Origin of the sequence: Bradyrhizobium sp. 197, from assembly GCF_023073375.1 — a bacterium.
Lineage (GTDB): Bacteria > Pseudomonadota > Alphaproteobacteria > Rhizobiales > Xanthobacteraceae > Bradyrhizobium.
In genome coordinates this window covers 262,640-272,258 of record NZ_JADPJJ010000143.1, presented here as the reverse complement: position 1 = coordinate 272,258, position 9,619 = coordinate 262,640, and the positions used below count along the sequence as shown (strand labels likewise).

Genomic DNA, 9,619 nt, shown 5'->3' with positions numbered 1-9,619 from the left:
GGCCAAGCCTTCGCACATCCTCTACGGCTATCGAGAGCCGCGCCGCGAACCAATGCAGGTCGTAATCACGCAGGATCTTGCTCGCGAGCGCTGTAGCTCGGCTGAACCGGCGGCATCTCGCAGGGGCTGGTGTCTTCCACCTGCTTTGCCAGCCTCACGTCGGCCGCTTCGCGCTCCTCACGCCTTTTGAAGTCACGGATGTTGACAACTTCACCGCTCACGGCAACCTCCGCATATCCAACCGCCGGCAAAAGCAACAACTAACATCCCAACAGTCCAGATCGTATCTGCGTAGGCGAAGGCTGAAGGGATGCCGAAGTTCATGGGACAATGACCAGTTCCGAGGAAGCTGGACCTGTTCGGTTATCTATGAACGTCTATGCGGCGCGTGTAACAAAGCCATAAAGCTCAGCGGCAATATCAACGACCGGCCGGTGATCTCCCGAGATATGCAAACTCACTGCCTGTCGAAGACATTCGAGCCGAAGGTCAATGTCGTTCATTTCTCAATCCCCTATATTCACAACAACCCGCTCCCTTGGAGAGCGAATAACGAAAACGCCAACATATTTGTCTCGCAGTGCGATGAACCCTGGCTCGCGCTGATGACGCTCGCAACTATCGCCCTGCACCCGCGATCCGCAGATGTTGCAGTTCAAAGGTGATTGGCCCCATGCGCAACTGTAGCCGCTCATCGCGTCACACCCTGCCCTCTGATGACCGTTAAACTGTCTACGCGGGCTCGGTGGTTCGGTGAAACCAAACCCTAAATCAAACTCACCGGCACCAGCTTGCCGTCAATGTCGGCGATCATCGCCTCGCCCTTGACGATCATGCGAACAAGCTTCTTGCGCTGCTTCTTGGTCATTGATGCACCATTTGGGGCTTCGTGGTTCGTTTATGAATTAGTGCGGCTCGCGCGTCAGTCATTGCAGTCAGGGGGACGCTATGACGCCAGCCGCCCTGCGTTGGCCTACGCAGCAACCTCAGCAACCGAAATGTTCAGCAAGCGCCGCCAGCCCAATTTTGGCAGCGCGCGCCGTGAACTGGAAGTCGCCGAGTTCTTCAGTCTCTTCGTAAACAGCAATCGCCCCGACCGCATGGAATACGCGCGGGCCAAGCTTCTTCAGAACCTGCTCACCGGCGCGAAATGCCTGGGCGATAGCCTGATCCCGCTCGTCGCTGTCCTCGTCGCTCATGACCTCTTGCGAGTCAGAGTCGAAATCGCGAACAGCCCCGTAATCGATGGCGGCTGGATTGGGATTCGGCGCACCAATCGAGCGCAGCCAACCGAAATAGATATTCCGCCATTGCCCCCCGGCGCTGAACTCCCGCTCGGTAATCCTGCCACTCAGACGCAGCCGGCCAAGCGGGCTTTCGTGCTTGGGGTCGAGAGGGTCAATCGTGCCACGGCGGTGGGGCTGATCAAACGCTACAAACACACGCGCGTCTGGGATATCGCGGGTAGCGCTGATCCTGATGTTCAAGAAATCTTCCCCCTCTATTGATCCTCTTATAGAATATCACACTCGCGGGGGTGTATTTGCCACTTGTGTGTCACTTTGGCTCATGTTTTTCCCCTCCCCCCATTGCCTGATTAGAAATCGGATTGTCCCCGACCTGGAAATCCCGCCCATCGCATCCGCGATAACGTCAAGCCTTCGTTGGTCGCTTTCGGATATGCGAAGCCAAAGTCTCGTTGCGCTCATATTTTTCCAGCCCCTCTAAAAGAAAAGTGACACACAATTGGCAAATCGGCGCCAGCCGCCGTGCTACTCTGAAACTAGATCAATACGCTTCGCTACCTCGAACGCACGCTTGAAATCCTCAACGTCTACCCAGTCTTTCGCCGCCATATGACCGACCCAGCCGCCCGGCCCGAGATCGTTTCCCAGATCCTCGGCGCGGATGAAGTAGTTGCCATTGCGGCGTTCGATCCCGTCATCTGTGACAATCCATTGCGAGCCCTCGTAGTGTTTCATGCGGCTTCCCCTCTTGGCAGATAGCGCCGATTCCAGTCGCTGCGGTCATGCGACGACTGGTACTGATAGCTTTCCTGGTTAAACCAAAGCCCGATTTTCCCCTCGAAATCCCCATTGCGCTGCTTGGCAACGTTGAGGATCACGCCCGGTTTTTCGTTAAGTGTCGCCCTCTCCTCCTCGGAAGCAGCGGCCTTAACCTGATCTTCCTGCTTGCGATTGCGCCACACGCCGATGATGTTGAAAGCGTTCGCGCCGATCTCCATTGCGCCCTTGATGTCGCCGGTCTCCGGGACACCCCGGTCCTTGTCGCCTTTGCGGGAATGCGCGACGAGGTGGACATGAACGCTGTTTGCCAGCGTCCAATCGACCAGCTCGAACAGCGCCTTTTCCTGCGCCGTATAGTCGTCCTGATCGACGCCGAGCCTCATCAGGCTGTCGATAACGAACTGGTCACAGCCGTATTTAGCGCGAGCGAAGCTGAAGATTTCCAGGAGCCCCTTCACCCCTGATTTGCCGACCTTTTCGTACAACAACAGACCTTGGTCGAGCCACGTCAGCGCGCCACGAATTGCTTTCTCGGTCGGCCGATCGACGCCAACAGTCTGCTTGCACATACGCTTGAGCGACTGCGCCGGGTGCATTTCGAGGCTGGACAGGCAGACGCGGCTACCCTGGCCGATCCAATCGACCATGCAGTCCGAAAGGATCTGGCTCTTGCCGTCCCCGCTAATGCCGGTCCATAGCGTCAGTTCAGCCGGCCGGAATAGCAGTTTGTCCCCGAGCTTCTTGTACGGGGTCCGATACCCGACCTGCCCATCGTGAGACGGCCAGAACAGTTCCATCACCTTGTCGGTGAAATCAGACGCCCGGCGCAATCCCTCCGGGTCTAGATGCGCGGCGTTCGCCAGCAGCTCCAGCATATCCTTGACTGGCAAGCCGTTGACCAGGCATTCGTTGGCGTCCTTGAAGGGCATCTTGACCCGCATGCAGCGATGCCGGCCCAATCGGCTGGCGATCTCCACAGCCGCAGCCTCACCCTCCTTGTCCATGTCGGTGGCGATGTAGATCTTCTCGAAGCGGTCCATCCGCTCGAATTCGCTTTCAATCCAGCGCTGCTTCGCGCCGCCGCCGCCGCCATAGGGGACAGACAGCGCGGCTATGCCGTAAGCCGACCATGACAGCGCGTCTATCTCGCCCTCGGTAATCACGACCTCGCGGGCCATCTCAGGCATTGCCTGCCAACCGAACAGGACCGGCTCGCAGTTCGCGGCGGTGGGCTTCGGCTTCTCGCCGTCCGCAGCCTTGCGCGACTTCGCCATAGCCAGCGTTCCGTCTGGCAACAAGAACGGGAAAATGATGTCATCGCCAGCTTCCCCGATCTTGAACTTGGCAATCACCTCGGCCGGGATGTTGCGCACCTCGATCAGGTAATCGCGGACCTTGCTGGTTGGCGCCGAGCAATTCGGCTTAGGCGGCCTGGCGTATTCCTTCTTGGGCTCGCGGTACGGTTCGGGACGAACGATTCCAAGCCACTCACGGGCCTCGCTGAGAGCTTGCGAAAGAGATACCCGCCTTGCCTGCTGCCAGAGGTCCAACAGGTCTCCAGCCTCGCCGCTGTTGAACTCAGCCCATACTCCGGCCTTGTGGCCCGACAGGTGAACTCCGAGGCTCTGGCCCGGTTCGCCATCGACCGAACCGACACGCCACTCGGCTCCATCCTTCTTGCCGCGCGGCAGGAGATATTCCGCCACGGATTGAGCCCGTGACGACAACAGCCGGCTAACTTCCGTGATGTCGCTCATAGGACGTTCCTGTAAACGTCCTCGGGGAAGATCTGGTGGAGCGGCACCTTTGCGGTTTCTGTCCCGCGCAACACACCCTGCACCCACTCCATCGGGTAGGCTTTCTCGCGCGCCTGCTCGATCAGGTCACGGACCTCTCGCAAGTCTTGCCGGCAATGCTTGCGCAGTGAGGTGATCACCCCACCGCAATTCTTGCCAAGCACATCCCGGCCCAGGCGATAGATGTCGGATTCGGTGACGGCCAAACTTGCCGGCGAAGCAATTCGAGGCGCGGAAGCGCCAGTAGCTTTAGCTACTGTATCTATCTCTTCCTCTATCTCTCTCTCTTTCTCTGGGATAGCATCCTGCTTGCGCTCTGCTAGCGGTTCGCTAGCATCAAAGAATCCCTTTTCAATTAAAGGGCTTAGCGCGTCGGCCAGCTCTCCGCGTGTCATGCGGAGGCGGAAGGCCAATTCGTCAAGTGAGGCACTGATTTTTCCGTCCTCGTATTCGCTTGCAAGCAGCCAGAGGCACGGTGCTAGCGCTCTGCTAGCAATCGGCAAGCAGAAGAATTCGAAGTTATCTAGGATGCTGCGATGGAGCTTGATCCATGCCGGCGCCCGGTCCTTGTAGTGTTGAAAGTCTTTCCAGTTCTTGGGGGTCAGGATCATGCGGCGTCCCCAAGGTATGCGCGAACGGCCTCGCGGACGATTGTCTGGGGCAGGTTGCCACCCTTCATCGCCTCGGCATACAGCGCCACGGCGAGCGGTCCATCGAACTCTACGGTCAGGACGACGGGGGCGAGATGGGGTACTCGGGCAACAACGTCACCAAGTTTTTGCCAGTTATCTGACACTAGGCGGCCTCCGCGTTATCCTTCTGTGTGGGGAACGCGGTGATTGACGCAACATTTACTCGGACGCCCTGAACATCGGACGCCCACTTCAGCTTGATCTCACGAACGATCGTATTGTCGTCAGCCTGGATGATGCCGTGGCTGACGAGTAAATCTGTCAGGGCCTTCTCTCGATTGCCCAGATCGAACTTGCGCTTACCAGCGGGCTCCTGGACCTCGTAGGAGAGGATCACGGGCCCGACATACTTTGCCGGCCGCTGGCGCATGATCTCGGCGCCGGCTTCGTGAATCCAGCTATCGTACCGCTGGGTTCGGAACCTGCCGCCGTTACGACTGTTGGCAAACAGACCATTGACCGAAGGTGGAAGCGGTAGAACGAACGTGCTCATGCCGCCGTCCTCCAACGCTTCTGAGGTTCGACGTAGCAGAGCGCTTTGTGGCCGGCGCAGTAGCTGCCTTCCGCAGGATGACCGCAGAACGTGAACGGACCGTCGCCATACGGGTAGCGACATTCATTCTTGCCGAGATCCGCCAGCGAGACGTTGCGGGGCTCAACGTCCGCACAAGCCACGTCCAGGTCCGGGATCATGATTGTCTTGAAGACCGGGCGGCCGGCGCCGCTAATCAGGCGCAAGACAGGCTTCATCTTCCGTTCGCGCTTCGGTGGAGAGGCCCTGCGCTGGCGATCTGCCGACTTGTGCTCTAGCGTCAAGCCTGCACGATGGACGAGGCCGATGATGGAGCTGCGAGTGAAGGGATGGCCCCGCTGTTGGAGCGCAATCGCAATGCTGGCGGCGCTGTGTGTGCGCCATAACTCCTTCACCTCTGAACGGAGTTCATCCGTCCAAGGCGAATTGATCTGATTAGTCATGTCCCCCTACCCCTCTGTTGTGCCCGCGTTCGAAGATGCTGGCGGGCTAGTCAGCGCCTATGGATCTTTGCCCAAACTCGGGCCAGCCACAGCCGACGTTGAAGACGCCTGCGCCCCCTGCGCACTCGCCACCACTCGGCCAACAGGTGAATTAACCGCATCGATTTCCCTCTTGAGCGTTGCAGCTTTAGAACGCTCCTTATCGATCTCTCGTTCGACGCGCGTACAAAGAACCCTGTTGCAGTGTTCGATCAGGTTCCACCCGACCGTCCAGCCCGGCTCTTTGGCGCCGGTTCCGTTGACGAATTTGCGCAGCCAATCAGCCGACGTTCCAACGGTCTGAGCGACCATTTCGTAAGCCACCATTCGCGACCCGCTCTGGCGCTCTGCGCGCTCGACCAGGAACTGTGCCGCATTCCGCGGCGTCGTTGCTGCGATACTCATTGGCGATTTCCGACCATTCTTTGGGGACACTGGAACAATCCTTCATGGTTTATTGCGCTGGTCATGAAGGTACTCAACGATAACGAAGAACTCAGTTTCATTACGCTCGGGATTGCAGTCCGGAACGTAGTTAGATTCCTAGAAGGCAGCGATAAGCATCAAGGCGATCGCAAGCGGGACGCTACCCGTCAGCGCACAGATGAAGAGAAGGCTGAAGACGAGCGCCGCTACATCAAGCAGCGCCTGCGCGACATAGCCGCGTTTGAGGAGAGCTACTCCATCGGAAGAAAAGACCGGAGATAGCCCCGGCAAGTCGGAGGGCGAACATGCCCTCGGGAGGTTCTGAGAATTGGAATTGCGCGTCTGTATTGCGTCGCGCATGTGAGAGCCCGCAGACTGGTTTAAGGATTCCCCCGTCCGGACAGTCTGCGGGCTGCTTTTTTCGAAATGCCAGTGAATGGTCATGCCGCATAACTCCGGTTGAAAATTCGACCTGAGCGATTGTTTTTTGACCTGATATTGGCCGTAGGGGTGAGGTGCGATCTGACCTTCACAAACCCCTGTTCCGCGATAACGGTGTTCATCGCAGCCAACACCATCGGCGCAGCGCGAAACCATTCGCCATGTGAGTGGTGCTCAGCCAAACAAGCGTGGAGAAATTGCTCGTCTTCCCATCTTCCCGGCGCGGACCCGATAATTTCGAGAGGGAAAGGCGACCAAGAACCGCACTCCTTGAGGCGCCTCTCAGGCACTTTTTCTGTGATCCCGATCTTGATCGGACCATCCATCCCAACTGGCTTGATGAAATAGACGGTGAAAACATCTCTTGTATTCATCATGCCGCAGCGCCTTGCCGCTTGCGCATGAAGGCGCGAACCCGGTCGATCGTCGCCAAGCTCGGAGTCCTCCCCCTGTGGGCCAGGTCCGGGATAAATCGCGAGTCATTGACGGCGAGAGTTCCGAACGCAGTGACGCTCATATCCGTCCGAGCGCGGAAAGCCTCGATCTCATTAAGCAGTGACTGGACAGTAGGATGAATGACCATGAACAGGAAGATACAGGAAACTTCCTGTCAACGCAACCGGAAAATTCCCATTTCCGTCCCAGACAGGTAAAGTCCTACAAAGGAGGCATGGATGTGGTTCGAAAATTGATTCTGGAGCGGCTACAGGAGCTTGGTCTTGATATGGCCGGCGTCTCAAAGCAGCTCGGCAGAAATGAAACTTATTTGCAGCAATTCCTTAAGCGCGGTTCTCCGAAAGAACTGCACGAGCGCGAGCGCATATTGCTGGCCGAGATACTAAAGGTGCAAGAGGACAATTTGCGCGGCCCATCGCTGCCGTTGCCAAAACGCACCTACGTGAAACATCATGGGAGTTCCCGCGAAAGTTTAGTTGACCGCGCCTCATTATCGCCCCAAAAAGAGTCGGGGGCGCAAAGGATCATTCCCAGCGCCGATCTGTTCTCCAGCATGGATTTGCCAGTGTTCGGGATAGCGCAGGGCGGCGACGGAGCGTTGATAATTACTGATCGTCCGGTTGATTGGGTGGCTCGCCCATCCGTACTCCTACGGGTCGAGGACGGCTATGGGATGATCGTGATCGGTGACAGCATGGACCCCGTTTTGAAGTCAGGCTCTACCGCCCTTATCAATCCACATCTCCCTCCCCGAGTCGCTGACCTTTGTTTGTTTCGCAGCCACGTTGAAGGCGCCGATCACGCCGCAATCAAAGAATATCGAGGCGAGACCGATACAACCTGGAAGGTCCGCCAATACAATCCCGCCAAGGATTTCAGCCTTAAGAAATCCGAATGGCAGGACCGGCCTCACCGGATCGTTGGAAGCTACTTCACCTGACAATCGCCCCGTTCTAGCGGGGCTTTTTCTTTGATCTGAGCGTCCTGCAAAAATATTTTTGTGGGTCGCACATTTCCTGTTGCGTTACAGGAAATTTCCTGTAGGATGTTTCCCATCAGCACGGGGAAACGCCATGAACCAGCATCTGCCGCCCAGCAATCTTCGCGAGGTCGCCGCCGTCGCGCCGCTCAAGTCTGCCGAGCAGTTCCTGATGCTCGCCGGCAAGCGTGAGCCTTGGGTGTTCGGCGATCTCATGGACCGCGCCACGGTCATTGAAGAGGTCGGGGCCAACTACACCAGCCTCGCCAAGATCATCGCCTTCTCGCTCGAAGCCGGCACCTGTCGCGATGCAACCGACGAGATCGCCTCGATTGTAATCGAGCGTTGGGCGCAAGACGACGTGGAGCTTTCCCGCAAGCAGCGCGACTGGGTTGCGATGTGTAAGGGCGAGGCGTTCGCCAACAGCTTTCGTGTCGAGGCTGCGTGATGACTAGAGATGAAGCCAAGGCCACTCTGTTGGAGCACACAGCAAGCTCGTGCACTGAGAAGTTCATGAATGACTTTCTCGATTGCGCAGCGGCCCTCGGGATCCTCGAACTCGAAGAGCCTAAATCAAGAACAAGTAAGTTGTTTGACGCTCTGCACTGGCCCGAGGGCGGCGTTGCCTATCAGACGTTCTTCAACGCCATGGAAGAAGCCGGCCTAACTCTCGCGGAGAAGTAGCATGATCCCCGAGAACCGCATCGATCTTTTCTGCGCCATCCTCATCGCCGGGCTTGGCGTGTTCTCAATCGCAACATGGGTGCTGTGATGGGTGTTTTCTCAGAACTCGATATGGACCGCCAAAGGCTCGAAGCCGTCCGCATTGCCATGGAGGACTGCGAGCCCGGCACTCCCCAGCAGCTCGTCGGAGAGCGCATCCACCGCCTCGTGGAGGAAATGATCGACGTCTCAATGCTGGCGCTCGATCCCGAGCAGAAGCCGCTCGTCCAGCGTGAGGCGCGCGGGATCGCACAGATCCTTTTGCGGGCGCAGTTGATGCTTTCTGTTTTTAACGGCGAGGACATCGAGCAGATCCGCCGGCTGATCGGCGCGCTCGAATACACCAAGAAACCAGTCGGCCTGAAGGTGGTTCGCAACAATGGCTAACTTTGAGAGCGCCCAAGAACTTTTCGACGAACTCTGCCGGCCCTTCGCCTCCGAGGAGATCGACTGGCGCATTGGCAGCACCACCAAGGACAAGACCAAGGGCATGGCCCTTGCCTACATGGACGCCCGTGCCGTGATGGACCGCCTCGATGGCGTCTGCGGCCCGGATGGCTGGCAGTGCAATTACACTCCCGGCGTCAACGGATCGATCGTCTGCAACATCGGCGTCAAGATGGCGGACGGTTCTTGGATCTGGAAGGCGGACGGGGCCGGCGCGACCGACGTTGAGGGCGAGAAGGGCATGCTTTCAGATGCTCTCAAGCGCGCCGCTGTGCGTTGGGGCGTCGGCCGCTACCTTTACGAGATGAAGTCGCCGTGGGTCGCCCTTGAGGCTGCCGGCAACTCCTATCGTATCCCGGAAGCCGAGCGAAAGAAGCTGGATCAGATCCACGACGATTTCTGCACGTCATGCGGCTGGGGGCTTCGCGCGGGCCGGGTTGCATATTCCTTCGCGAACCAGGTCGTGAAGCATTTCGTCACCAGTGCGGACGAAGCGGCAGAGCTGCGCACGCGGAATGCCGGCACCATCGCTCAGATGCCGGTGGCAATGAGAAAGCATCTTTCAGACACGCTGGACCGCATCGGTGCCAGCAAAGCAGAGGCGGCAGAATAATGGCG

16 protein-coding genes are annotated in these 9,619 nt (G+C 58.1%); 6 read left to right on the top strand and 10 right to left on the bottom strand.

Going from position 1 to position 9,619, the window contains the following annotated elements; translation table 11 throughout:
* Positions 1 to 65: 65 nt before the first annotated feature.
* The 9 genes from IVB27_RS32720 to IVB27_RS32680 all read right to left on the bottom strand — a co-directional run bounded on the left by IVB27_RS32720 (position 66) and on the right by IVB27_RS32680 (position 5,934).
* Positions 66 to 221 carry a hypothetical protein gene (locus IVB27_RS32720; protein ID WP_247446904.1) on the bottom strand — a complete coding sequence of 52 codons (156 nt, stop codon included), beginning with the start codon at positions 219 to 221 and terminating at the stop codon, positions 66 to 68.
* Positions 222 to 986: 765 nt separating this feature from the next.
* Positions 987 to 1,487, bottom strand: a complete 501-nt coding sequence (locus IVB27_RS32715; protein ID WP_247446903.1) for a hypothetical protein — start codon at positions 1,485 to 1,487, stop codon at positions 987 to 989.
* A gap of 285 nt (positions 1,488 to 1,772) precedes the next feature.
* Positions 1,773 to 1,982: a hypothetical protein gene (locus IVB27_RS32710; RefSeq protein WP_247446902.1), complete on the bottom strand. Its 210-nt coding sequence runs from the start codon at positions 1,980 to 1,982 to the stop codon at positions 1,773 to 1,775.
* Positions 1,979 to 3,784: a toprim domain-containing protein gene (locus IVB27_RS32705; protein ID WP_247446901.1), complete on the bottom strand. Its 1,806-nt coding sequence runs from the start codon at positions 3,782 to 3,784 to the stop codon at positions 1,979 to 1,981. Before IVB27_RS32705 ends, IVB27_RS32710 begins: the two co-directional genes overlap by 4 nt.
* Entirely contained in the window at positions 3,781 to 4,434 is a 654-nt protein-coding gene (locus IVB27_RS32700) for a hypothetical protein (RefSeq protein ID WP_247446899.1), read from the bottom strand. The genes IVB27_RS32705 and IVB27_RS32700 overlap by 4 nt, the downstream gene beginning before the upstream one ends.
* The gene (locus tag IVB27_RS32695) at positions 4,431 to 4,619 is read right to left on the bottom strand and encodes a hypothetical protein (protein WP_247446897.1); all 189 of its coding nucleotides are present in this window, start codon (positions 4,617 to 4,619) and stop codon (positions 4,431 to 4,433) included. The genes IVB27_RS32700 and IVB27_RS32695 overlap by 4 nt, the downstream gene beginning before the upstream one ends.
* Positions 4,619 to 5,008: a RusA family crossover junction endodeoxyribonuclease gene (locus IVB27_RS32690; protein WP_247446896.1), complete on the bottom strand. Its 390-nt coding sequence runs from the start codon at positions 5,006 to 5,008 to the stop codon at positions 4,619 to 4,621. Before IVB27_RS32690 ends, IVB27_RS32695 begins: the two co-directional genes overlap by 1 nt.
* Positions 5,005 to 5,490: a GcrA family cell cycle regulator gene (locus IVB27_RS32685; protein WP_247446895.1), complete on the bottom strand. Its 486-nt coding sequence runs from the start codon at positions 5,488 to 5,490 to the stop codon at positions 5,005 to 5,007. Before IVB27_RS32685 ends, IVB27_RS32690 begins: the two co-directional genes overlap by 4 nt.
* A gap of 57 nt (positions 5,491 to 5,547) precedes the next feature.
* A complete protein-coding gene (locus tag IVB27_RS32680; protein ID WP_247446894.1) occupies positions 5,548 to 5,934 on the bottom strand; it encodes a hypothetical protein in 387 nt (128 codons plus the stop codon).
* 63 nt (positions 5,935 to 5,997) lie between these two features.
* Between IVB27_RS32680 and IVB27_RS32675 the strand changes: the two genes are divergently transcribed.
* A complete protein-coding gene (locus IVB27_RS32675; protein ID WP_247446893.1) occupies positions 5,998 to 6,237 on the top strand; it encodes a hypothetical protein in 240 nt (79 codons plus the stop codon).
* A gap of 158 nt (positions 6,238 to 6,395) precedes the next feature.
* Here the strand turns inward: IVB27_RS32675 and IVB27_RS32670 are convergent, their stop codons facing one another.
* Entirely contained in the window at positions 6,396 to 6,773 is a 378-nt protein-coding gene (locus IVB27_RS32670; protein WP_247446892.1) for a GIY-YIG nuclease family protein, read from the bottom strand.
* 194 nt (positions 6,774 to 6,967) lie between these two features.
* Here IVB27_RS32670 and IVB27_RS32665 point away from each other — a divergent pair, with 194 nt between their 5' ends.
* From IVB27_RS32665 to IVB27_RS32645, 5 genes are all read left to right on the top strand, one after another.
* Positions 6,968 to 7,792 carry a S24 family peptidase gene (locus IVB27_RS32665; protein ID WP_247446891.1) on the top strand — a complete coding sequence of 275 codons (825 nt, stop codon included), beginning with the start codon at positions 6,968 to 6,970 and terminating at the stop codon, positions 7,790 to 7,792.
* A gap of 133 nt (positions 7,793 to 7,925) precedes the next feature.
* A complete protein-coding gene (locus IVB27_RS32660; protein WP_247446890.1) occupies positions 7,926 to 8,279 on the top strand; it encodes a hypothetical protein in 354 nt (117 codons plus the stop codon).
* 65 nt (positions 8,280 to 8,344) lie between these two features.
* Positions 8,345 to 8,515, top strand: coding sequence for a hypothetical protein (locus tag IVB27_RS32655; RefSeq protein ID WP_247446889.1), 171 nt, complete (start codon positions 8,345 to 8,347; stop codon positions 8,513 to 8,515).
* A gap of 75 nt (positions 8,516 to 8,590) precedes the next feature.
* A complete protein-coding gene (locus tag IVB27_RS32650; RefSeq protein WP_247446888.1) occupies positions 8,591 to 8,941 on the top strand; it encodes a hypothetical protein in 351 nt (116 codons plus the stop codon).
* Entirely contained in the window at positions 8,934 to 9,614 is a 681-nt protein-coding gene (locus tag IVB27_RS32645; RefSeq protein WP_247446887.1) for a Rad52/Rad22 family DNA repair protein, read from the top strand. Before IVB27_RS32650 ends, IVB27_RS32645 begins: the two co-directional genes overlap by 8 nt.
* The last annotated feature ends 5 nt before the right edge of the window (positions 9,615 to 9,619 follow it).

What these genes read in the sequence shown, in the direction of transcription:
- IVB27_RS32710 (WP_247446902.1), bottom strand. Translation starts at nt 1,982, where the DNA reads ATGAAACACTACGAGGGCTCGCAATGGATTGTCACAGATGACGGGATC.
- IVB27_RS32705 (WP_247446901.1), bottom strand. Translation starts at nt 3,784, where the DNA reads ATGAGCGACATCACGGAAGTTAGCCGGCTGTTGTCGTCACGGGCTCAA.
- IVB27_RS32700 (WP_247446899.1), bottom strand. Translation starts at nt 4,434, where the DNA reads ATGATCCTGACCCCCAAGAACTGGAAAGACTTTCAACACTACAAGGAC.
- IVB27_RS32690 (WP_247446896.1), bottom strand. Translation starts at nt 5,008, where the DNA reads ATGAGCACGTTCGTTCTACCGCTTCCACCTTCGGTCAATGGTCTGTTT.
- IVB27_RS32685 (WP_247446895.1), bottom strand. Translation starts at nt 5,490, where the DNA reads ATGACTAATCAGATCAATTCGCCTTGGACGGATGAACTCCGTTCAGAG.
- IVB27_RS32680 (WP_247446894.1), bottom strand. Translation starts at nt 5,934, where the DNA reads ATGAGTATCGCAGCAACGACGCCGCGGAATGCGGCACAGTTCCTGGTC.
- IVB27_RS32675 (WP_247446893.1), top strand. Translation starts at nt 5,998, where the DNA reads ATGAAGGTACTCAACGATAACGAAGAACTCAGTTTCATTACGCTCGGG.
- IVB27_RS32670 (WP_247446892.1), bottom strand. Translation starts at nt 6,773, where the DNA reads ATGATGAATACAAGAGATGTTTTCACCGTCTATTTCATCAAGCCAGTT.
- IVB27_RS32665 (WP_247446891.1), top strand. Translation starts at nt 6,968, where the DNA reads ATGAATGACCATGAACAGGAAGATACAGGAAACTTCCTGTCAACGCAA.
- IVB27_RS32660 (WP_247446890.1), top strand. Translation starts at nt 7,926, where the DNA reads ATGAACCAGCATCTGCCGCCCAGCAATCTTCGCGAGGTCGCCGCCGTC.
- IVB27_RS32655 (WP_247446889.1), top strand. Translation starts at nt 8,345, where the DNA reads ATGAATGACTTTCTCGATTGCGCAGCGGCCCTCGGGATCCTCGAACTC.
- IVB27_RS32650 (WP_247446888.1), top strand. Translation starts at nt 8,591, where the DNA reads ATGGGTGCTGTGATGGGTGTTTTCTCAGAACTCGATATGGACCGCCAA.
- IVB27_RS32645 (WP_247446887.1), top strand. Translation starts at nt 8,934, where the DNA reads ATGGCTAACTTTGAGAGCGCCCAAGAACTTTTCGACGAACTCTGCCGG.